Here is a 23,251-nt window from a genome sequence, read left to right on the forward strand (position 1 = left end):
GCGAGGCAGCATTTCGGGGCATGGATTGAGGATCAAAAGGTTCTTGATTTATTGGAACGTTCCATTTATAGGCGCGACCAAGGGAGAGATCGATGGACATTGCCTTGCCCGGGGAGGGCGGTCGCAGCACTCGCTACCGCCTTGTCGGCCAGCCGGCACAGCCGGTGATCGGCGCGCGGTTTTCGCGCATCGCCTATGCCGCCGCCCATGTCGTTGCCGATCCCCTTGAGATGACCGATCCATGGGCTCATCCAGCGGTCGACTGGGAGCGCACGATGGCGTTTCGCCATCATCTGTGGCGGCTCGGCTTCCGCATCGCCGAGGCGATGGATACCGCACAGCGTGGCATGGGTTTCGACTGGACAAACGCCAGGGAATTGATCCGCCGCTCGATCGCCGAGGCGCGAACCGTCGAGGGCGCCGACCTCGCCTCAGGTGCCGGAACAGACCATCTGGCGCCAGGCGCCGTCAGGACACTCGACGATGTCATCGCGGCCTATGAAGAGCAGTTCGATTTCATCGAAGGCCTGGGCGGCACGGCGATCATGATGGCCAGCCGCGCGCTGGCGGCTGTCGCCAAGGGTCCCGACGACTATATAAGCGTCTATGATCGCATCCTGTCCCAGGCATCCGGCAAGGTCATCCTGCACTGGCTGGGCGGCATGTTCGATCCGGCGCTGAAGGGTTATTGGGGCAGCCATGATTTCGACACCGCGCTCGACACGGTCGTCGCCATCATCGAACGCCACGCCGGCAAGGTCGAGGGGATCAAGATATCGCTGCTCGATGCCGGCAAAGAGGTTGCCCTGCGCAACCGGCTGCCGGAAGGGGTCGTCATGTTCACCGGCGACGACTTTAACTACCCCGAGCTGATCGCCGGCGACGGCGAAAGACATTCGCATGCGCTGCTCGGGATTTTCGACGCCATTGCGCCGGTCGCCAATGCCGCGCTGGCGAAACTGGCCGCTGGCGACCGCCCAGGCTATGACGCGCTGATGGCGCCGACGGTATCTCTGTCGCGGAAAATCTTCGAGGCGCCGACCGAGTACTACAAGGCCGGTATCGTCCTCATGGCCTGGCTGAACGGCCACCAGGACCATTTCTCGATGATCGGCGGCATGCAGTCGGCGCGCGGCATTAGCCACTATGCGGATGTGTTCCGTCTTGCCGACCAGGCCGGATTGCTGGCCGACCCGGAGCTTGCCGTCGCAAGAATGAAGAACCTGTGCGCCGTGGCGGGCGTCTGAGCGCCAACCGCAAGAAGAGCTCGCCCGAATCTCCGATTTGCCTTGTCCGGGCAAATCTGTATGCGCTATGCGTCCGACGCAGGACCATCTGGCGCGGCGACGCCAGTGGTCATAGCGACCGTTCTGCATAGGGATACGCCAATGGACTTCGACCTTCAGGGCAAGCGCGTTTTCGTGGCCGGGCATCGCGGCATGGTCGGATCGGCCATATTGCGCAGGCTGGCGGACGAGGACTGCGAGGTCCTGACCGCATCCCGCGATGAACTCGACCTGATGGACCAGGCCGGCGTGCGGCGCTGGATGGCAGACCACAGGCCGGATGCGGTGGTGATGGCTGCGGCTAAGGTCGGCGGTATCCTGGCAAACAACAGGTTGCCGGTCGATTTTCTGCAGGACAATCTCATCATGCAGACCAATGTCATCGAGAGCGCTTTTCGCAACGAGGTGCAGAAATTGCTGTTTCTCGGTTCGTCCTGCATCTATCCGAAGTTTGCGGCACAGCCGATCTCCGAGGACGCCTTGCTGACCGGTCCGCTCGAACCGACCAACGAATGGTACGCGATCGCCAAGATCGCTGGGCTGAAACTGTGCCAAGCCTATCGGCGCCAATACGGTGTCGAGTACATCTCGGCGATGCCGACCAACCTCTATGGCCCCGGCGACAATTTCGACCTCTCCACCAGCCATGTCGTACCAGCCCTTATGCGCAAGGCGCACAAGGCCAAGCGGGCCGGCGACAAAACCCTGGAGGTCTGGGGATCGGGCACGCCGATGCGCGAGTTCCTGCATGTCGACGACGCCGCCGACGCTCTGGTCTGGCTACTGAAAAACTATGCCGGCGACAGCCACGTCAATGTCGGCTCGGGCGAAGACATCACCATTGCCGAGCTGGCCCGCACCATGCTCTCCGTCGTCGGCGCCGACGCGGTGCTCACATTCGATGCGACGAAGCCGGACGGCACGCCGCGCAAGCTGATGGACGTGTCGCGCCTGTTTGCCACGGGCTGGCGCCCGCGGTACTCGCTTCAGAGCGGATTGGAACAGACCTATGCCTGGTTTCTCCAGCATATCGAGACAGGTGACCTCCGCCTCGGCGCGGCCTGATCCTCAACGACGCTGATTGCCGCACCAGACATGACGGCTTGGGCGGCCGTCTCTTGGCCATGGCCAATGCAAAGTCGCTCGCCGACACGCTTGGATACCGTTTCGGATTGACCTAGAGGAGCGATGCCCTCACCCAAATTTCATGTTTCATGTCGTCGATGTAGTCGAAAAGATATTCTCTGCCGACTTTATTGAGAAGCATTGGCTGGGCGAGAAAATCAAGGCGTCCGATTTTGGCATTCTCGAAAATGCGGCATTCACGCGGTCCAGCCCGGAAGCGCCCTTGAGCGAGGATATCTGCGGGATACGGCGGATTGTCTGGATGGTGGGCGTGACAGGGATTGAACCTGTGACCCCTGCAATGTCAATGCAGTGCTCTCCCGCTGAGCTACACGCCCATCCGAAGCCGCGCATACACCATTTTTGCTACGGCGCGTCAATAGCAGGAAAAGGGAAAGAAAGGTTCGCCTTGCCACGCCGTCGAAGGCGCGCTGAAGCCGTGCCGGAATCGGATCAGGCTGCCTGCAGCATCTTTTCGACCTCGTTGACGAGGTCGCGCAGATGGAACGGCTTCGACAGCACCTTGGCGTCTTTCGGCGCCTTGGAATCCGGATTGAGCGCAACGGCGGCGAAGCCGGTGATGAACATGACCTTGAGGTCGGGATCGATCTCGGTGGCGCGGCGGGCGAGTTCTATGCCGTCCATCTCCGGCATGACGATATCGGTCAAGAGCAGCGAGAAAGGCTCTTCGCGCAGCCGCTCATAGGCGCTGGCGCCATTGTCGAAGTCGCTGACTTGGTAGCCGGCACGCTCCAGCGCCTTGACGAGGAACCGGCGCATGTCATCGTCGTCTTCCGCCAGTAGAATGCGTGCCATCTTTTCCCGTCCGAATCACCCGTCCGAGTCTGCCGTGGGGCAGCCCGTTAACCATCCTGTATATGAGGAGGTGAGGGTAAACATCAAGTGAACGATAAAGGCCCGATCGGCCTTTAACAAAGCGGCCCGGACGCCGAAACGCTGGACATGCGGCCGGCGAGGTGGCACGTTTCCAACCATGATGCATTGGTGTTTCCGGATTCGTTCAAATTGAAAACGGCAGCCGAGGATTTTTCGGTCGTTCCTCCCTTCGAAATCCGGTCGGGCGCCGAACAGCGCGTCCCCTTCCTCTTCAACTCGCCGCATAGCGGCCGTCACTATCCGGACCGGTTCCTGGCGATGGCAAGGCTGGATCGAAACGCCATCCGCCGCTCCGAGGATTGCTACGTCGACGAATTGTTCGGCGGCGCCGTCGCGCTCGGCGCGCCGATGCTGGCGGCAAACTTCCCGCGCGCCTATCTCGACGTCAACCGGGAGCCGTGGGAACTCGATCCGCGGATGTTCGCCGAACCCGTGCCGTCCTTCTGCAACATCCGCTCGGCACGCGTGGCCGGCGGGCTTGGCACCGTGCCCAAGCTGGTGGGAGAGGGGCTCGAAATCTATGCCGGCCGCTTGCCACTGGCGGAAGCCGTCGCGCGTATCGAGGCTGTCTACAAGCCTTATCACGAGACGCTGAAACGGCTTTTGACCAGGACCCATGCGCGGTTCGGCTTTGCCGTGCTGATCGATTGCCACTCGATGCCGGCGAGCATCAGGGTCGGCGACAGCGGTGTCAGGCCCGACTTCATCGTCGGCGACCGTTTCGGCATCTCCGCCTCGGCAGCGTTGACCGAGACGGCGATCGGCCTGCTGATCGGCATGGGCTACACCGTCGCCCATAACAAGCCTTACGCCGGAGGCTTCATCACCGAGCACTATGGCCGCCCCGTGCGCCATCTCCATGCACTGCAGATCGAGGTCAATCGCGGGCTTTACATGAACGAGCGGACGTTCCAGAAATCCGCCGGCTTCGATGCACTCGCCGACGATCTGGCACAATTCTCGGCCGATCTGATGGCGATGCCCGACCACCATTTTATCGATCTGCCGCTTGCCGCCGAATGATGCCGAAAATCGAAACGAGACCTTGCGCCAGATAAAGGCGTCGACGTGCGGGTCGGGGAAGCGCAATCCGCTGGATGCCACGCCGAAAAAAAGACCGCATCGTTTGCACGACACGGTCGAAGTCTAGGGAGGAAACGCCCAAGGAGGGCATGGACAGGAAAGCCTGTCCGAGAACAAATCTATTGTGCGATGCACAAATGTCAAGCCGTCGACCGGAGTTTTTAATTCACGGTGATGTGGAAACTGAATTCGAGGGCGCCAGCGTTGCATTCGAGCAACAGTTGACGATGCGCAAAAGTTCCGCACGCCCTTGCTTTGGCGGAAAACCACAGGCAAACGACGGTTCCAGCAGGCTGCAACGCGGGGAGACTCAGTTGGATATCAGCATCGATTTCATGCGGCGCATTGCGCATGCCGCCGCGGCCGAAACCTTGCCGCGCTTCCGCAGCCAGGGCGCGGTCGCCAACAAGGAGCAAGGCAGCTTCGACCCGGTCACCGAGGCCGACCGCGAGGCCGAGCGGGTCATCCGGGCGCTTATATCAGCGGAATATCCCGATCACGGCATCCTTGGCGAGGAGCATGGCAGCGAGAACATTTCCAGCAGGCACGTCTGGGTGATCGATCCGATCGACGGCACGCGCGCCTTCATTTCCGGCCTGCCGGTGTGGGGAACATTGGTCGGGCTGACAGTCGACGGCGATGCCGTTGCCGGCATGATGTCGCAGCCCTTCACCGGCGAGCTTTTCTATGCCAACGCGTCCGGTGCCCATTATGAAGGCCCGGGCGGACCGCGAAGGCTGACGACACGCAAGACGGCAAGCCTCGCCGAGGCGACGCTGTTCACCACCACGCCGGCACTGTTCAAGGGAGACGCGCGCCTGCGCTACGACCTGTTCGAGCAGCAGGTCCAGCTCGCCCGCTACGGCACCGACTGCTATGCCTTCGCCATGGTCGCGGCGGGAAGCGTCGACATCGTCGCCGACCCCGGTTTAAAGCCCTACGATATCGTCGCGCTGATCCCGATCATCGAGAAGGCCGGCGGCGTCGTCACCACCTTCGAAGGCGGACCGGCGGAAAGGGGCGGCGACATCCTGGCTGCGGCAACGCCGGAGCTTCATGCCGCCGCGATGGCGGCGCTGCGTGGCTGAACCGGCTGGGCAGCTGGCGATTGCGGGACCAAGGTGCCCACCGGCGATGTAGCCCACGCTCCTGACAGGAAGATGTCAGCAGCTCTCTGCTATGGAGATCATGCCACGGGGAGGTATTCATGTCGACGCAGTCAACAGCCAGCCGTTCCGAAAATGCTCCAGCAGACGGCCGGGCCGATTTCGATCTCTTCTTCGCACGCTGGAACGTCAGCCATCGAAGGTTGCAGAAGCGGCTGCAAGGCGACACGAACTGGGACGTGTTTGGCGGGACATGCGACGTGCGCCCGATCCTTGGCGGCCTCGGCAATGTCGACGACAATGTGATTGAATTGCCCGGCGAGGCCTATCGCACCGCCACGCTGCGGACGTTCGATCCGGCGACGAGACAATGGTCGATCTGGTGGATCGACGGCCGCAACCCGGCAACCATCGATGTTCCGATGCGCGGCACCTTCGAAGCAGGCGTCGGCACGTTCCTGTGCGACGACGTCTTCGACGGACGCAATATCCAGGTTCGCTTCCTCTGGTCGCGGATCACTGAAAAATCGGCGCGCTGGGAGCAGGCTTTTTCACCGGATGGCGGCAAGACCTGGGAGACCAACTGGATCATGGATTTCGCCCGGCAGGGATAGGCCGACGATCGAGGTTGGCAGGCATTTTTCAAGCCGAGGCATGGACTTCAATGACTTGGAGCGCTCTTGGAGCGTCCGGAGGGAGTGCGGCACTCAATCAGGCGGTGTCGTCGCTTCCCGGGATGAAGGCATCGAAGGCGGCAAAGAACTGCTCGCGATAGAAGTCGGCTTCCTGCAATATTTCATGGCGTGCACCATCGATCACCAGCAGCGAACCGAGGCGCAGACGTCTGGTGTAGGTTTCCACCGCCTTGGTCGAGACGACCTGGTCGGCACCGGCGGCGATCACCAGCAAGGGTACCTGGATCCTGGCCATGAAGTCGGGATCGCTGATGGCCTCGGAGGCCTGCGCCGCCGCTTTCAGCCAGCGTATCGTCGGGCCGCCGAGCGCCAGCTGCGGGTAGGTTTCGTAGATCAGCGTGTTGCGTCGGTACCGCTCTGGATCTGATGTCACCATGTTGGCGGCAAACGGAATGATTCTTCTGGGCCGCGGACCCCAGGCGGCATAAAGCTTGCCAAGGCCCAGCAGACAGAACAGCGAGCACAGGCGGCGAACGGTGGTTGTCGAGACCGGCAGGTCGGGGACGGCCAGGAATGGCGCGATCAGCACCATGCGCCGTACGCGGTTCACCATCGACGGTGCGGCAAGCAGCGTAATCACCGCCCCAGCCGAATGGGCCAATATGTAATATGGCCCCCGGCAGTCGGGCAGCACGATCTCCTCGAAGAACTGTTCCAGGTCGCCGGTATAGTCGAAGAAGCTCCGGACATAGCCGCGCTCGCGGTCGCTGATCAGCCGGTCGGAACCGCCCTGGCCGCGCCAGTCGAGGGTGGCGACGCCGAAGCCGCGATCGGCAAGGTTGCGGATGGTCTCGAAATATTTTTCGATGCACTCGTTGCGGCCGGTCAAGACGACCACGGTGCCCTTCATCGGGCGGGCAACGGCGGGAAAGAGGCCGTAGCGGATCTTCTTGCCATCGCGCGTCGTAAAGAAACCACCGGCCGCATTTTCCGGTAGCGGATTGCCCGGAATTTCGCGGAAGAGGGGAATTTTGTTGAGGAGGTCCGTCATTCGCGCTGCGTTTGTGTGTCGCTGCCTGCATGGCGCAAGCTTTGGTAGGCATAGACGCCCATGCAGCAAAAGCAAAGGAATTCCGGACGCGTTGGAAAGGCTGAACGAGGCAGCCAGCGAGTGAGGCCGAAAGCAGCTTGCGGCATGCTTCCGGCCCCCGTCGATCCGGGAGGAAGGGACGTTACACCCGGTCGGCGCCGTTGCGGCATCTCGCGCGTGACACCGAAAATCGGACCCGATTTTCGCTGTGAATCATGCGCAATCAAAGTGTTACAGCGTCCTTGCGTGTCCGAGAGGACGCGCGACGCCGTAACCGCCGCCTGTTCCTTGATCCTGGAAGCAGTCTACCGCCACTTAGCTGAACGTCCGCCGAAGCCGCGGTTCATCTGCCGTTCATCGAGAAATCTTGAAATGCTTTCAGGTGTTCCCCAAATGTCTGCTGTGGCCGCCAATGTCGGGGCCGCTGGCCTATTCGGAACGCCGTCACGGGTTTCGCACCGGCCATACGCAAACTTTGTTGCTCAACAGGAGAACACACTATGCGTCACGTTGATTTTTCCCCGCTCTATCGTTCGACCGTCGGTTTCGACCGGCTGTTCACCATGCTCGATTCGCTTGCGCAGCCCGAAGGTGCGCAGACCTATCCACCCTACAACATCGAGCGCACCGGTGAGGATTCCTATCGCATCTCGATGGCGGTCGCCGGCTTCTCGGACGACGAGCTCTCGATCGAAGCTCACCGCAATGTCCTGACCGTCAAGGGTGAGCGCAAGGAAGGGGGCAATGGCGAAGGCTCCGAACTGCTCTATCGCGGCATCGCCAGCAGGGCCTTCGAGCGCCGCTTCCAGCTTGCCGACCATGTTGAAGTCGTCGGCGCCTCGCTGAAGAACGGCCTGCTCTTCGTCGATCTCAAGCGCAATATTCCCGAGGAGCTGAAGCCCCGCAAGATCGCGATCACCGCGTCTTCGGCGAAGGCCAAGCAGATCGAGGCCAAGACCGCCGCGTAAGCTGCGTCACAAGACGATCTCAGGGACGAAGGGCGGCGCTTGGCGTCGCCCTTTTTTGTGGATGTGGATAAGGTGCCGCTATCCAGCAATTAGCTGGCCAAAGCGGTCGACCTCTTCGGCCGTGGTCGCAAAGCTGGTGACGAAACGGTAGAGCGCCTCGTCCTCGCCGATGTGGCCGTCAAGGCCATGCGGCACCCCCCAATCGTAGAATTTGGCGCCGGCGGCTTGCAACCGTTCGGCATTGTTGCGGCTGAGGATTGCGAAGACTTCATTGGCCTGGGGAAGCCAGGCGAGCCGGGCCGAAGCAGAATCCTCAATTGCTGCCGCCAGCCGAGCCGACATGGCGTTGGCGTGTCGCGCGGTTTCCAGCCACAGATTGTTGGCGAAATAGGCTTCGAACTGGGCCGAGATGAAGCGCGACTTGGAAAAGTTCTGGGCGGCGCGCTGGCGCAACAGGCGCAAATCATGCCCCAGGTCTTGATTAAGAACCACGACTGCGTCGGCCATCCAGCAGCCGTTCTTGGTGCCGCCAAACGAGACGATGTCGACGCCGCTCTTCCAGGTCATTTCCGCCACACTGGTGTCTATCGCGGCAATCGCGTTGGCGAAGCGCGCGCCGTCCATATGCAGAGGCAACCCATGACGGTGGCTCACTTCGGAGATGGCTGTGATCTCGGCGACGGTGTAGACGGTGCCGACTTCCGTCGCCTGCGTGATCGTGACCGCCATCGGTTGGCCGGCGGGAGCCAGGTCTTGGGAATAGCGCATGATGGCCCGGTCGAGCGCCTGCGGATTGATGCGCCCCAATGGACCCGGCACCGGCGACATGCGCGCCCCTCCGGTGTAGAAGCCCGCCGCGCCGAATTCATCGACGGTCATATGCGCTTCGGAATGGCAGAAGGCGATGCCGCCAATTCGGTTGCACGCGCTCATGGAGAGGGCGTTGGCCGCCGTACCGGTTGCGACGAAGAACACTGCAACCTCGCGTTCGAAAATTTCGCTGAAGCGCCGATAGATGGCGCGGTCCAGGTCGCTGTCGCCGTAAGCATTGGCAGCACCTGCGGCATGCCGGGATAAATTGGCTGAGATGTCGGGATGGGCGCCTGCCCAATTGTCGGAAGCGAAATTCATGCGTTTGCCTGTGCTGGGAAAATCGATGCAACCTTGGCCGCTTTCGCATGCCGCTCGCAAGTGCCAAGCGGCGGAAAAGCGGTAAAGCCAGCGAGAGGCCGGGACACAGGCGGACGACCGAAGGTTGCGTTTTGGTACGGTCGCGCGTAATTTTCTGTCTCTAAATGCCTAAGATTGTTGTGAATCGGTCTTGTGCGCATCCGCAATTTCTGTCATAAAAATTTAGGACAGTAGTGCTGTCTTATTTTGTCGCACAAAAACAGGCTGGATTGGCGTATCATTGGGCCTCTCCGGCCGTTGCCGCGAGCGACAGGTAGACAGCCCGACTCTGGCCTGTACGATTGCCGGTGCGAACCAGGCCGCCTGGTTCGGCAAGGATTTCGCAAGACGTGCCGCAAGGATGAGAGGGAAGCCCAGGCGCTTCCCGACGGAAACCAGCGCCCTGAGGGGCGCGGAATGGAGGACAGGATGATGACGGAAATGACGCCATCTGCGACGAACGGCCCGGCCGCGCAGACGAAAGCGCCAGCTGTCAAAAATCGGTCCAACGCCACTGGCCTGACCAATATCGGGCGCACCCATACCGGCCTCGCCGCCCACGGCCTTTACGATCCCCGCAACGAGCACGATGCCTGCGGCGTCGGCTTCATCGTCAACATGAAAGGCGAGAAGTCGCATCAGATCGTCAAGGACGGCCTTGCGGTGCTCGAAAACCTGACGCATCGCGGCGCCGTCGGCGCCGATCCGCTGATGGGCGACGGCGCCGGCGTGCTGGTGCAGCTTCCCGACCGCTTCTTCCGCGAGGAGATGGCCAGCCAAGGCGTCGAACTGCCCAAGCCCGGCCATTACGCCGTCGGCCATGTGTTCATGCCGCGCGATCCTCAGCTTCAGGCGCATATCGAAGGCATCATCGCCGAGGTGGCGCAGCTTGAAGGCCAGCCGCTGCTCGGCTTTCGCGATGTGCCGGTCGACAATTCATTGCTGTCAAAGGCACCTGATATCGCTGCTTCCGAACCGGTCCAGCGGCAGGTGTTTTTGGGTCGTGGCGCCGAGATCGAGAGCGACGATGATTACGAGCGGCGGCTCTACATCCTGCGCAAAGTCATTTCCGGTCGTATCCATGAAGAGACCAAGGGCGTCGACAATGGCTTCTACGTCGTGTCGATGTCATCGCGGACCATCGTCTACAAGGGCATGTTCCTGGCCTATCAGGTCGGCGCCTATTACAAGGATCTGACCGATCCGCGTTTCGAGACGGCGCTGATCCTCGTCCACCAGCGTTTCTCGACCAACACCTTCCCGTCGTGGAAGCTGGCGCATCCTTATCGCATGGTCGCCCACAATGGCGAGATCAATACGCTGCGCGGCAACGTCAACTGGATGGCGGCGCGGCAGGCCTCGGTCGATTCCGAATTGTTCGGCAACGACATCTCCAAGCTGTGGCCGATCTCCTATGAGGGGCAGTCGGACACCGCATGTTTCGACAATGCGCTCGAATTCCTGACGCAGGGCGGCTACTCGCTCGCCCATGCGATGATGATGCTGATCCCGGAAGCCTGGGCCGGCAACAAGTTGATGGATCAGGATCGCAAGGCCTTTTACGAATACCACGCCGCCCTGATGGAGCCGTGGGACGGACCGGCCGCAGTAGCTTTTACCGACGGCCGCCAGATCGGCGCTACGCTCGACCGCAACGGGCTGCGCCCGGCGCGCTACATCGTCACCGACGACGATCGCGTCATCATGGCTTCGGAAGCCGGCGTGCTGCCGGTGCCGGAGGAAAGGATTGTCAAGAAGTGGCGGCTGCAGCCCGGCCGCATGCTGTTGATCGACCTGGAGAAGGGCCGCATCGTTTCCGATGAGGAGATCAAGTCGGAGATCGCGACCAGGCATCCCTACAAGAGCTGGCTCGCCAACACCCAACTCATCCTTGAAGACCTGAAGCCGGTCGAGCCGCGCGCGCTGCGCAGGGACGTCAGCCTGCTCGATCGCCAGCAGGCGTTCGGCTACACCCAGGAAGACACCAAGCTGTTGATGTCGCCGATGGCAACCACCGGCCAGGAAGCGGTCGGCTCGATGGGGACCGACACGCCGATTTCGGCGATGTCGGACAGATCGAAGCTGCTCTACACCTATTTCAAGCAGAACTTCGCCCAGGTCACTAACCCGCCGATCGACCCGATCCGCGAGGAACTGGTGATGAGCCTGGTGTCCTTCATCGGGCCGAGGCCCAACATCTTCGACCTCGTCGGCAATTCGCGTCGCAAGCGGCTCGAAGTGCGCCAGCCGATATTGACCAATGGCGACCTGGAGAAGATCCGCTCCATCGGTCACACCGAGGACCGTTTCGACACCAAGACGATCGACATCACCTATGCTTCGAACGAAGGCGCGGCCGGCATGCAGGGCGCCATCGACCGGCTGTGCGAGCGCGCTGAAGCGGCGGTCGCCGGCGGCTACAACATCATCATCCTGTCCGACCGTCAGCTCGGGCCGGACCGCATCGCCATTCCGGCACTTCTGGCCACGGCGGCGGTCCACCATCATCTGATCCGCAAGGGATTGCGCACGTCGGTGGGGCTCGTCGTCGAGTCCGGCGAGCCGCGTGAGGTGCACCATTTCTGCTGCCTTGCCGGCTACGGCGCCGAGGCGATCAACCCCTATCTCGCCTTCGACACGCTGCTCGACATGCACAAGCGCGGCGAGCTGCCGGCCGAGGTCGACGCCTACGAGGTCGTCTCCCGCTACATCAAGTCGATCGGCAAGGGCATTCTCAAGGTGATGTCGAAGATGGGCATCTCGACCTACCAGTCCTATTGCGGCGCGCAGATCTTCGACGCGATCGGGCTGAAGACCGATTTCGTGCAGAAGTATTTCACCGGCACCGCGACGCTGATCGAAGGCGTCGGGCTGGAAGAGATCGCGGCCGAGACGGTCAGCCGCCACGCCGACGGCTTCGGCAACGACCCGGTGCTGCGCAACAGTCTCGAGGTCGGCGGCGAATACATGTTCCGCATGCGCGGCGAAGCGCATATCTGGTCACCCGATGCCGTGGCCACCCTCCAGCACGCCGTGCGCCAAGGATCGTGGGAGACGTTCAAGGACTATTCCGCTCAGATCGACAGCGAGGCGGCGCGGGCGCAGAGCATTCGCGGCCTGTTCAAGATCAGGTTCGCCGAAGAAACCGGCCGCAAGAAGGTCGCGCTCGACGAGGTCATGTCGGCGGCCGATATCGTCAAGCGGTTCTCGACCGGTGCGATGTCCTTCGGCTCGATTTCCAGGGAAGCGCACACCACGCTGGCGCGCGCCATGAACACGATCGGCGGCAAGTCGAACACCGGCGAGGGCGGCGAAGAGGCCGACCGCTACCTGCCGCTGCCGGGCGGCGGCAAGAACCCCGAGCGGTCGGCGATCAAGCAGGTCGCTTCCGGGCGGTTCGGCGTGACGGCGGAATATCTGGTGAATTCCGATGTGATGCAGATCAAGGTCGCGCAAGGCGCAAAGCCCGGCGAGGGCGGTCAGCTGCCCGGCCACAAGGTCGATGCCACCATTGCCAAGGTCAGGCATTCGACGCCCGGCGTCGGCCTGATCTCGCCGCCGCCGCACCACGACATCTATTCGATCGAGGATCTGGCGCAGCTGATCTTCGATCTCAAGAACGTCAATCCGGCGGCTGATGTCTCGGTCAAGCTGGTGTCCGAAGTCGGCGTCGGCACGGTTGCGGCCGGCGTCGCCAAGGCGCGCGCCGATCACATCACCATTTCCGGCTATGACGGCGGCACCGGCGCATCGCCGCTGACCTCGCTCAAGCACGCCGGCAGCCCGTGGGAAATGGGCCTTGCCGAGACTCACCAGACGCTGGTGCTCAACGGCCTCAGGTCGCGCGTTGCGTTGCAGGTCGATGGCGGCCTGCGCACCGGTCGCGACGTCGTCATCGGTGCATTGCTTGGCGCCGACGAATTCGGCTTCTCGACCGCGCCGCTTATCGCGGCCGGCTGCATCATGATGCGCAAGTGCCATCTCAACACCTGCCCGGTCGGCGTAGCGACGCAGGATCCGGTGTTGCGCAAGCGTTTCAAGGGCACGCCGGAACACGTCATCAACTTCTTCTTCTATGTGGCGGAAGAGGTGCGGGCGCTGCTCGCCGAGATGGGCTACACCCATCTTGACCAGATCATCGGCGACACCGAACTCTTGGAGAAGCGGGCGCTGATCCAGCACTGGAAGGCGCGCGGGCTCGATTTCAGCAAGATGTTCTTCAAGCCGGATGCCCCGCATGAGGCGGTGCACTGGACCGAGCGGCAGAAGCATCCGATCGACGACGTGCTCGACCGCAGGCTGATCGAGTTGGCCAAGCCGGCGCTCGAGGCCAGGCAGCCGGTCAGCATCGAGCTGCCGATCCGCAATGTCGACCGTTCCACCGGCGCCATGCTGTCCGGTGAAGTGGCAAAGCGCTTCAAGCACAAGGGCCTGCGTGAGGACACGATCTCGGTGAAGCTCACCGGCACCGCCGGCCAGTCCTTTGGCGCCTTCCTGGCGCGGGGGGTTTCGTTCGAACTGATTGGCGCCGGCAACGACTATGTCGGCAAGGGCCTGTCGGGTGGACGCATCGTCATCCGCCCACCGGAGAACACGAAGATCGTCGCAGCGGAGTCGATCATCGTCGGCAACACCGTGCTCTACGGCGCAACCGAAGGCGAGGCCTATTTCTGCGGCGTTGCAGGTGAGCGTTTTGCGGTTCGCAATTCGGGCGTGGCCGCCGTCGTCGAAGGCGTTGGCGACCATGGCTGCGAGTACATGACCGGCGGCATTGTCGTCGTCATCGGCCAGACCGGCCGCAACTTCGCCGCCGGCATGTCGGGCGGCGTCGCCTATGTGCTCGACGAGGAAGGTGATTTCGCCGAGCGCTGCAACATGGCGATGGTCGAACTGGAACCCGTTCCCGAAGAAGACGACCTGATGGAGAAACTGCTCCATCATGGCGGCGACCTCGACCACAAAGGCCGCGTCGACGTGTCCGGCGACATGACCAGCCATGACGAGGAGCGGCTCTATCAGCTGATCTCGAATCACGTCCATTATACGGGTTCGGTGCGAGGCCGCGAGATCCTCGACAACTGGGCGACTTTCCGGCCGAAATTCCGGAAGATCATGCCGGTCGAATACCGCCGCGCGCTGATCGAAATGGAACGCATGCGCATGGGCGTGGCGGCGGAATAGGCTTTGGGAGTTGCCGGGAAGCGAGGCTTCCCGGTCGACGCCTTCATCAACAATCCTGGCCTCGGACTGAAGGTTGCCATGGCTGCCTTATGAGGTTAACGGGTGCGTCGTCGAGCGCGCCATCTGGACAGCAGGGACTGGACTATGGGCAAGGTAACAGGGTTTCTCGAGATCGACCGGCAGGTGCACAAGTACCAGCCGGCTTCCGACCGCATCCGGCATTTTCGCGAGTTCACGTTGCCGATGTCGGATAAGGAGGTCGAGAAACAGGCCGCGCGCTGTATGGATTGCGGCATTCCGTACTGCCACGGGCCGACCGGCTGCCCGGTCCACAACCAGATCCCGGACTGGAACGACCTCGTCTACAATGGCGACTGGGACAATGCGATCCGCAACCTGCACTCGACCAACAATTTCCCGGAATTCACCGGCCGCATCTGTCCGGCACCTTGCGAGGAAGCCTGCACGCTGAACCTTGAGGACATTCCGGTCGCCATCAAGACGATCGAGCAGGCGATCGCCGACAAGGCCTATGAAACCGGTCATATCCGGCCCTACCCGCCGGAAAAGAAGACCGGCAGGCGCGTCGCCGTCATTGGCTCGGGGCCGGCCGGCATGGCGGCCGCCCAGCAGCTTGGCCGCGCCGGCCACGACGTCCACGTCTATGAGCGCGAGAGCCGGCCGGGTGGGCTGATGCGCTACGGCATCCCCGACTTCAAGATCGAGAAGCACTATATCGACCGGCGCATCGAGCAGATGCAAGGCGAGGGCGTGAGCTTCCATTGCGGCGTCAATGTCGGCGTCGACAAACCGGTGGCGGAACTGCTCGCCGAATACGATGCTGTGCTCTATTGCGGCGGTTCGGAAACGCCGCGCCCGGCCAACATTCCCGGCGACGATCTCGACGGCGTGCATGACGCGATGCCCTATCTGGTGCAGCAGAACAAGCGCATCGGCGGCGAGCCGATCCAGTCGGTGGCGTGGCCCTCGCCGCCGATCGTCGCCGGCGGCCAGCATGTCGTCGTCGTCGGCGGCGGCGACACCGCATCCGACTGCGTCGGCACCGCCTTCCGCCAGGGCGCCGTGCGCGTCACTCAGCTCGACATCCGGCCGCAGCCGCCGGAAAAGGAAGACAAGCTTTCAGTCTGGCCTTACTGGGCAACGAAGATGCGCACCTCGTCCTCGCAGGCCGAAGGCGCCGAGCGCGAGTTCCAGGTGGCGACGCTCGAATTCATCGGCGAGGACGGCGCGTTGACCGGCGTCAAATGCTGCGAGGTCGATGAAAAGCGCAAGCCGATCGCCGGCACGGAATTCGTCATCCGCGCGGATCTCGCCTTCATCGCCATCGGCTTTGCCGGGCCGGCTACCGTCGGACCGGTGTCGGAGCTGGCTGGCCAGATGAAGATCGCCATCGACAGCCGCCGCTCGAACAACGTCGAGGCCAATGACCGCGACTACAAGACCAGCGTCGAAAAGCTCTATGCGGCGGGCGATGTGCGCCGCGGTCAATCGCTGGTCGTCTGGGCGATCCGCGAGGGCCGTCAGGCAGCGCGTTCGATCGACGAGACGCTGATGGGATCGAGCGTGCTGCCGCGCTGAGACTGTCTCGATCGCTACTCCTGCGGCTATCTGAAGGCGCTTTCTGCCCTTCCGGTGCCCGGGGCAGGTTTACGGAGTGATCGCCGTGGTCGTTTCGGGTGCCGCCGCCGCCGCAGGCTGCTTCCTTGGCGGCCAGGAAAAATCGTCGGCGCGGCCGGGCGAAGCAGCTGATGCCTTGCCCTCGACGACGAGTTTTTCGCCGGGCCCGTCCGCCTTTGCCGGCGCTGCGGCGCCGAGAAGTTCCGAGCCGCCGTCGAGTGCCGGATCGTTGAGCAGCATCGGCACGGTGCGATCGACGGCCATGGGTGTCGGCGCCGGCGCCCCGACGGGAGCGCCGGCTGGCGCATAAGCTGCCAGTGTGCCAGGGGGAGCGGTCATTCCAAGGATCTTCATCAAGGGTTTTTCGGCATAGAAGGCGAGCTTGCGTTTGCCGGCTTTCGAGACATAGATGCCGTCGTCGGTGCGCAGGCGCACCGGCTGGCCGTTGATATCAGGCCCGCTGGTGACAAAGGCGCCGTCCTCGTCGACGAAACCGTCCCAGATGTCGATGAATTCGCCGCCGTGACTTTCGGCCGTCGAGCGGTAGATGTCGTTGAAAGCCAGCATGTCGGAGGTCATCTTCGGCGCCTTGAAGGCCGGCACGCCGACCCACAGATATGGCACCTTGGCCGACGCAATGGCCTTGCCGAACGATTCGGTGCGGCGCTCGTATTCCTTGGTCCAGGCTTCGGACCGCGGCTGTTCGCGTTCACCGTTCACGCGCATTTGCTGCCGATCGTTGGAGCCCAGCATGACGATCACGGCCGCGGGCTTTTCGGTCTCGATCAGCGACTTGATCTGTTCGGGCCAGTTGTAGAAATCGTCACGCACGAAACCCGACGAACCGTTGCTGCGGACGACGATCCTGACCTTGGTGTTTTCGGCAAAGGCGGTGTCGAGACCTTCGGCGAGGCCGCTCGCCATGAAATCGCCGACCACCAGAACGGTGCGGGCATCCGGCGCCTTCTCGACAATCGGGGTTGCCGGCTCAGCCGGCCGGCGCGGCGCGGCGCGGGGCTTTCTTGCTTTTGGCTTCCGTGGCCCGATCCTCTGAATCCGTCGCGGCTGAATCAGTCGCGGCGGTTCCACCCGCTCGCTTCGGCGCAGAAACAACAAGTCGCGCAGCGACCAGCCACGCCTTTGTTCTTCCTGCGCCATGGCCGGCGCCTGAAAGACGGCGGCAGTGCTGACGGCCAGAACGGCAATAGCCAGAATCAGGATCGGCACGCGACGAAGGATCACACGGATACGCGCAGCCGAAACCAATTACCGTCTCCATCCCTTAAGAGCGCCGGACCCTCAAATCCAACCGTGCCGCCGCTCTATCTTTTTTTGAGCATCGGATTCCCCAAACCGGTTTGGGTCCGATGCTCCAGGTCAGCCCCTATGCGAGGCTAGTTCTGCCTGAGCCATTTGAGCACTTCCATGCTCGGATGTCCGTCCTGGGTCAAGCCAGCCTTCGCCTGGAAGGCCATGATGGCGGCTTTCGATCCCTCGCCGATCTTGCCGTCGAACTTGCCGTCATAGTAGCCGTACTGGGAAAGCCGCTGCTGAAGCTCTTGCCTCTCCTCGAAGGAGAGCTTCGTGAAAGGCCGCTTCCAGTCCTGCACAAGCCCACCATAGCCGGCGATTCCGTCGGCAAGAAGGCCAACAGCAACCGCGTATTTGTCGGCATTGTTGTACCGCTTGATGACCGAAAAATTCTTGATCATCAGGAAAGCCGGGCCGCCGCGGCCGCCTGGCACCTTCAGCGTGGCCTTCTCCGCGCTATTCTTGAACGGCTTGCCGTTGACACGCGTGACACCCAGCGCTTGCCATTGCGATAGTGACTTCGATCCGGCCGGGAACTTCTTTCCGTCGGGAAGGCTGACTTCATAGCCCCAGGTCTTGCCGGCCTGCCAGCCGTTCTTCTTGAGCAGATTGGCGGCCGTTGCCAATGCATCGGGAATCGAATTCCAGATGTCGCGCTTGCCATCGCCGTCCATATCGACCGCATAGGCCTGATAGCTGGTGGGAATGAATTGGGTATGGCCCATGGCGCCGGCCCATGAGCCGCTGAGGTGGCTTTTGTCGATGTCGCCCCTTTGCAGGATTTTCAGCGCCGCGATCAACTGAGTGCGGGCAAACTTCGATCGTCTCGAATCGGCATAGCCAAGTGTTGCCAGCGAACGCACGACATTGCGCATGACATCGTCGCGCTTGAGGATTTCGCCGTAATTCGATTCCATCGACCAGATGGCCAGCAGGATGTGACGGTCGACGCCGTATCTTGCCTCGATCCTGTCTAGCCACGGCTTCCACTTCCTTGCCATCTGCTGGCCAACAGCGACCGACTGGTCGTGGACGCGGTTGTCGAAATAGTCCCAGGCGGGCGCGGTGAATTCGGGTTGATAACGCGCTTTTTCCAGCACGACCGGGTCGGCATCGCTGATGCCCTCGAATGCCCGGTCGTAAACGGCGCCGGAAACGCCGCTCCGCACCGCGGTGGCGCGGAAACTCGCCACCCATTGCCGGAAACCGGCGTCGGCAAAAGCCGATCCGGTGGGCAACAGCAAGGCAAGCGACAGGCTGGCGGCCGCAACGAAGCTTGTGAAGCGCGTTGCGGCGTTGCGAACGGTCATCTTTTCCTCCTTCTTCATCACAGGAAGATCATTCATCGCCGAACCCGGTTAGCATTTAGTTTACCATAGGTGCCGTTGGGAACGAAAAGGCGGGTTGGTGCTTTACGGACTACAAATTTTTTTCTGACCAGCCGTTCCATAATCCTGGATTCCGGCACGAAAATGTCTCGAGGCGGGATTGCCGAACAGGCTTAGAAGCGGATAATTGACAGCATGAAGAGAGTTCGCAAGGCAGTTTTCCCGGTCGCCGGTCTCGGCACGCGTTTTCTCCCGGCCACCAAGGCCATACCCAAGGAAATGCTGACGGTCGTCGACAGGCCAGTCATCCAGTATGTGGTCGACGAGGCACGCGAAGCCGGCATCGAGCATTTCATCTTCGTGACCGGCCGCAACAAGGCGGTTATCGAGGACCATTTCGACGTCCAGTTCGAACTCTATGACACGCTCGCCCAGCGCGGCAAGGACGACGAGCTCGCCCGCCTGCAGCGGCTGCAACCCTCGCCGGGGCAGACCAGCTTCACGCGCCAGCAGGTACCGCTTGGCCTCGGCCATGCCGTCTGGTGCGCCCGCGAGCTGGTCGGCGACGAGCCCTTCGCGCTGCTTTTGCCTGACATGATCATGCAGTCGGAAAAAAGCTGCATGAAGGAGATGGTCGAGCTTTATGCCGAGACCGGCAACAACATCGTCGCGGTTCAGGAATGCGACCCCGCCGAGGCCCATAAATATGGCATAGTCGGCCGTGGCGAGGATACGCATCACGGTTTCCGCATCACCGGCATGGTGGAGAAGCCGAAGGCCGGCACGGCGCCCTCCAACCTATACATCAACGGGCGCTACATCCTGCAGCCGGAGATATTTGGGATTCTCGAGGGCCAGGAGAAGGGCGCCGGCAACGAGATCCAACTCACCGATGCGATGCTGAAGCTGGAGAAGCAACAGCCCTTCTATGGCTGCCACTACCAGGGGCGCACCTTTGATTGCGGATCGCCGGAAGGCTTTGTCGAGGCCAACGTCGCCTTCGCGCTGTGGCGCAGCGACATAAACGGCCGAATGGCGGGCGTTATCCGCAAGCTTCTCGACGAGATGAAACCGTCAGAGCAGCGGGGCGCGGCGTTCTAGGAAAATCGCATACCCCAATGTAGGCCGCGTTCAGGTCTCGAAACCACCGTCCTCGCCACCGCCTGACTCGAATCTCGACATACCCCAATCTTCAACGGCTGCCTTACGGCTGCAGCTTTACCCCGACGAAGATGCTGTGGGCAGTGTAGTCGCGGCCCTCCAGGTTGCTGGTCTGTTTTTCGGTTCTGGCGCGGGTGGTCAGTCCGGCATACCGGTTCAGCCACCATGTCAGTCCGGCCTCGGCGCTCAGTATCAGATCATGGCCGTCGGACCCGACGTAGTCGCGCCAGCCCACGCCGAGAGCTGCGTTCCCGATCAGGTTGGCACGGATTTCCCGCTCGCCCGTCAGGATGCCGGAGTAAAGGATGTCGCCGCTTTCGTCGGGGGTTGTCGTGCCCTCGACGGTCGTTTGTCCGATGAGGCCGATCGTGGTGCCGCGTTCCGGCGACCATCTGAGGTCGGCGTTCACCGTGGCACCCGAAATTGCCGGCAGCCGGTCGTCGTCGATCGCCTCCCGCAGCCAGCCGGCCGAGAATTCGCCGGCAAGCTTCTCGCCGAGGTCGAGCTCGGCGCCGGCCCGAACCCCAAGCCCCGTCGAGGATCGTTCGAAACCATTGGTGTCGACGCGCAAATCATAGACCCGGCGGCCGATTTCGACTTCGGTGAAGGGGGTGATAGCGGGGGAAATCTCGTAGCCGGTGCGCAAGGTGGCGGTATAGAGCGTCGAGTCGCGGTCTTTCTGCGACAGCGTTCCGCCCGTCGAAAGCTTGGCGTCGCCGTAGATGTCGTGTTCGACTGCGCCGGTCAGGGCTAAGCGCATCTTGCCGGCATCCTTCTCGACCGCGAGGCTGCCGTTAATGCTCTGACGCACCGGCTGCTCGACGGTGCCTTCGATGACGACCGGCGACGAAGCCGATTCCGGCGCCGCCTCGTAACCAAGGCTGGCGATAGCGCGCAGATCGTTGTCGAGGTCGACATTGAGCGTGCCGTCGACACGGCCCCGTGCCTCCTGAACCTCGTCGCCCGATATGGTCTTGAGAAAGATGCCATAGCCGTCGATGACAGCCGAATTCTCCCGCCAGTCGGAGACGGCATTGAAGCGCAGCGCCGTTTCGGACAGCAGGGCCGGTTTGCCTTCGGTGCTTGAATCGGCATTCGACGACGCCGTCAGGCCTTGCTCGAGCGTCGGCCTGATCACGAAGGAGCCGAGTTTGATGCCGGTGGCGGCGAACGGGTCGTCCTCGGCCCTCTTGTCCTGACCTTCGATGGCTTCGGCGCGCTCGGCGCCCGGATCGAGCTGCTGCCTGTCGGCGGAATCAATGGTGACGGCACGGGGATTGGTGGCGTCCTGGTCAGTTTCGCCGGTGTCCGTGTCATCCGTCGTGGCTGCAGTCGCGGCGGCGGCCCCGGCGGCGGCCTCGGCGGCCAAGTCTTGATCGTCCGCGCGTTGCGTTACGCTCGATGGCCGGCGCGGCGGGATTGGAGCGGGCGTGTCCGCAAACGCATCGTCGGTGGCTTCCGGCGGATCAAAAATGCTGCCGGTCGCGGGTGCCGTGTCGTCGTCCTGCACGGCGCCCGGGCTGGCCGGCTGATAGGTCGGCGCCGGTGCATTGCCCTGGATGGCTGCGTCGGCCCGTGCCGTCTGATCCTGGGCGCTAACCATACTCAATTGCCTGGTTTCGCGCTGCTGGTCGTCCAGAATCGCTGATTCCGAAACCTCGCCGCGCAGCTCGGCTACCTGGGCATAGGGCTGCGCGGGCCGCAGCAAGGCGAAGACGCTGGTCGCCAACAGCAAGGCGTAGACCGCCTTGCCGTTTTGCCTTCCTTTCTTTTCATGCTGGGCCCCGGACATTGCCACCACTGCTTGCGCGGCGCCCGCGCGCCATACTTACCGAACCGTAAATAGGGATGGTTAATGGAGGGTTGAGGCGGCGTTGGTTTAAAGCCCCGCTGGATGGCAATTCCGTTGGACAGGCGCGCAGCAAAGCGCTAATCGCATCAGCCATGCATGCGGGATCCCAAGACAAGAAGCGGTTCGACGGGCAAGCTTCGATCGCCTCGGCGCTCAGAACGGTAGCGACCGAGCAGGCCGGTGTCGCGGCGCTGGCGGCCGCGCTCGAAAACGGATTGACCGAACCGTTCGCGCGCGCCGTCGACATGGTGTCGCAGATCGAGGGCCGCGTCATCGTCACCGGTGTCGGCAAGAGCGGCCATATCGGCTCAAAGATCGCCGCGACGCTCGCCTCGACCGGCACGCCGGCTTTCTTCGTCCATCCTGCCGAAGCCAATCACGGCGACCTCGGCATGATCGCCAGGGACGATGCCATCATCGCCATGTCGTGGTCGGGCGAGAGCCGGGAACTCAAGGGCATCATCGCCTATTCCAGGCGCTTCTCGATTCCGCTGATCGCGGTCACCGCCGGAGAGCGATCGGCGCTGGCGCGCGCGGCCGATGTGGTGCTTTTGCTGCCGCGTGCGCCGGAAGCCTGCCCGCATGGCCTGGCGCCGACGACATCGACGCTGCTGCAACTGGTGATCGGCGATGCGCTGGCCATCGCGTTGCTCGAAGCGCGCGGCTTCACGCCGGATCATTTCCGCACCTTCCATCCCGGCGGGCAACTTGGCGCCAATCTGACGCAGATCCGCGACATCATGCATGTCGGCGACAGGCTGCCGCTGGTGCCTTCCGGCACTGGAATGCGCGAAGCGATCCTCGAATTGTCGCGCAAGGGGTTTGGCTGCGTGGCAATAACCGCTGCGGATGGTGCGCTGATCGGCATCGTCACCGACGGCGATATCAGGCGCCACATCGGCAGCAATCTTCTGGCGATGAGTGTCGATCAGGTCATGACCAAGGAGCCGAAGACGGCCGGTCCAGATACGCTGGTGGCGACGGCGCTGCAGACGATCAACAATTCGGCCATCTCCAGCCTGATGGTTGTCGAGGGTGGACGGCCGGTCGGACTTGTCCATCTGCACGATCTGCTGCGCATCGGCGCGGCCTGAGAGCCCGTTTGGAAACTCTACTCTGGCGGCCATCTGATGGCGTTTTCTGCGCTTCCGGCCTTCGCCGGCCGAAGCACTTATGAGCGGTCGTGGCAGTTAAAGCTACGGCCGGCGTAGGCCGGTGCTCACGGACCAGCGCATGACCCCGGAAACCGATTTCGGTTTCCCGGAAAGGATCATGCGCAAATGCAAAGTGTTAGAGCGTCCTTTGCGCGTCCAATTGGACGCGCAGCGCTCTAATGTCCGCTGCGCGCCGGTTCTCGAAACCACCACCATATGACTCGCCAGAGCGAATTTCGAAACAGTCTCTGATAGAGGCTCAAAAG

The 23,251-nt window shown here is 62.4% G+C and carries 16 protein-coding genes and 1 tRNA gene; 10 read left to right on the forward strand and 7 right to left on the reverse strand.

Translation table 11 applies throughout. The features are described 5' to 3' along the window. Positions 1-92 precede the first annotated feature (92 nt). Together AC0NIE_RS10370 and fcl are read left to right on the forward strand one after the other, a co-directional pair. The gene (locus tag AC0NIE_RS10370; RefSeq protein ID WP_473486410.1) at positions 93-1,247 is read left to right on the forward strand and encodes a dihydrodipicolinate synthase family protein; all 1,155 of its coding nucleotides are present in this window, start codon (positions 93-95) and stop codon (positions 1,245-1,247) included. Between the two features lie 141 nt (positions 1,248-1,388). Beyond that, a complete protein-coding gene (gene fcl / locus AC0NIE_RS10375) occupies positions 1,389-2,351 on the forward strand; it encodes a GDP-L-fucose synthase (RefSeq protein ID WP_473486411.1) in 963 nt (320 codons plus the stop codon). A 323-nt stretch (positions 2,352-2,674) separates the two neighbouring features. Here the strand turns inward: fcl and AC0NIE_RS10380 are convergent. Next, a tRNA-Val gene (locus AC0NIE_RS10380) sits at positions 2,675-2,749 on the reverse strand. Positions 2,750-2,864: 115 nt separating this feature from the next. Next, positions 2,865-3,227, reverse strand: a complete 363-nt coding sequence (cpdR, locus tag AC0NIE_RS10385) for a cell cycle two-component system response regulator CpdR (RefSeq protein ID WP_006199474.1) — start codon at positions 3,225-3,227, stop codon at positions 2,865-2,867. A gap of 147 nt (positions 3,228-3,374) precedes the next feature. Between cpdR and AC0NIE_RS10390 the strand changes: the two genes are divergently transcribed. The 3 genes from AC0NIE_RS10390 to AC0NIE_RS10400 all read left to right on the forward strand — a co-directional run bounded on the left by AC0NIE_RS10390 (position 3,375) and on the right by AC0NIE_RS10400 (position 6,111). Next, positions 3,375-4,331 carry an N-formylglutamate amidohydrolase gene (locus AC0NIE_RS10390; RefSeq protein WP_473486412.1) on the forward strand — a complete coding sequence of 319 codons (957 nt, stop codon included), beginning with the start codon at positions 3,375-3,377 and terminating at the stop codon, positions 4,329-4,331. Between the two features lie 374 nt (positions 4,332-4,705). Next, positions 4,706-5,479: a histidinol-phosphatase gene (gene hisN / locus AC0NIE_RS10395; protein WP_473486413.1), complete on the forward strand. Its 774-nt coding sequence runs from the start codon at positions 4,706-4,708 to the stop codon at positions 5,477-5,479. A 119-nt stretch (positions 5,480-5,598) separates the two neighbouring features. Further along, positions 5,599-6,111, forward strand: a complete 513-nt coding sequence (locus AC0NIE_RS10400) for a DUF1579 domain-containing protein (protein ID WP_473486414.1) — start codon at positions 5,599-5,601, stop codon at positions 6,109-6,111. A 97-nt stretch (positions 6,112-6,208) separates the two neighbouring features. Here the strand turns inward: AC0NIE_RS10400 and AC0NIE_RS10405 are convergent, their stop codons facing one another. Beyond that, positions 6,209-7,183 (reverse strand): alpha/beta fold hydrolase, encoded by a 975-nt coding sequence (locus tag AC0NIE_RS10405; RefSeq protein WP_473486415.1) that lies wholly within the window; start codon positions 7,181-7,183, stop codon positions 6,209-6,211. 539 nt (positions 7,184-7,722) lie between these two features. On the opposite strand from AC0NIE_RS10405, the gene AC0NIE_RS10410 reads away from it, so the two are divergent. Beyond that, entirely contained in the window at positions 7,723-8,190 is a 468-nt protein-coding gene (locus tag AC0NIE_RS10410; RefSeq protein ID WP_473486416.1) for an Hsp20 family protein, read from the forward strand. Positions 8,191-8,268: 78 nt separating this feature from the next. Here AC0NIE_RS10410 and AC0NIE_RS10415 read toward each other — a convergent pair whose 3' ends face one another. Continuing rightward, a complete protein-coding gene (locus tag AC0NIE_RS10415) occupies positions 8,269-9,321 on the reverse strand; it encodes a threonine aldolase family protein (RefSeq protein ID WP_473486417.1) in 1,053 nt (350 codons plus the stop codon). A 471-nt stretch (positions 9,322-9,792) separates the two neighbouring features. On the opposite strand from AC0NIE_RS10415, the gene gltB reads away from it, so the two are divergent. Continuing rightward, entirely contained in the window at positions 9,793-14,541 is a 4,749-nt protein-coding gene (gene gltB / locus AC0NIE_RS10420; RefSeq protein ID WP_473486505.1) for a glutamate synthase large subunit, read from the forward strand. A gap of 144 nt (positions 14,542-14,685) precedes the next feature. Then, positions 14,686-16,140: a glutamate synthase subunit beta gene (locus AC0NIE_RS10425; RefSeq protein WP_473486418.1), complete on the forward strand. Its 1,455-nt coding sequence runs from the start codon at positions 14,686-14,688 to the stop codon at positions 16,138-16,140. A gap of 69 nt (positions 16,141-16,209) precedes the next feature. Here the strand turns inward: AC0NIE_RS10425 and AC0NIE_RS10430 are convergent, their stop codons facing one another. Next, positions 16,210-17,445 (reverse strand): SGNH/GDSL hydrolase family protein, encoded by a 1,236-nt coding sequence (locus AC0NIE_RS10430; protein ID WP_473486419.1) that lies wholly within the window; start codon positions 17,443-17,445, stop codon positions 16,210-16,212. 128 nt (positions 17,446-17,573) lie between these two features. Continuing rightward, positions 17,574-18,800 carry a lytic murein transglycosylase gene (locus AC0NIE_RS10435; RefSeq protein ID WP_473486420.1) on the reverse strand — a complete coding sequence of 409 codons (1,227 nt, stop codon included), beginning with the start codon at positions 18,798-18,800 and terminating at the stop codon, positions 17,574-17,576. A gap of 213 nt (positions 18,801-19,013) precedes the next feature. On the opposite strand from AC0NIE_RS10435, the gene galU reads away from it, so the two are divergent. Continuing rightward, positions 19,014-19,919 carry a UTP--glucose-1-phosphate uridylyltransferase GalU gene (gene galU / locus AC0NIE_RS10440; protein ID WP_287211435.1) on the forward strand — a complete coding sequence of 302 codons (906 nt, stop codon included), beginning with the start codon at positions 19,014-19,016 and terminating at the stop codon, positions 19,917-19,919. A 103-nt stretch (positions 19,920-20,022) separates the two neighbouring features. Here galU and AC0NIE_RS10445 read toward each other — a convergent pair whose 3' ends face one another. Further along, on the reverse strand, positions 20,023-21,771 hold the full coding sequence (locus AC0NIE_RS10445) for an outer membrane beta-barrel protein (protein WP_473486421.1): 1,749 nt from the start codon (positions 21,769-21,771) through the stop codon (positions 20,023-20,025). Positions 21,772-21,923: 152 nt separating this feature from the next. Here AC0NIE_RS10445 and AC0NIE_RS10450 point away from each other — a divergent pair, with 152 nt between their 5' ends. Further along, on the forward strand, positions 21,924-22,925 hold the full coding sequence (locus tag AC0NIE_RS10450) for a KpsF/GutQ family sugar-phosphate isomerase (protein WP_473486422.1): 1,002 nt from the start codon (positions 21,924-21,926) through the stop codon (positions 22,923-22,925). Positions 22,926-23,251: the final 326 nt, after the last annotated feature.

The organism is Mesorhizobium sp. WSM4842, assembly GCF_055901575.1.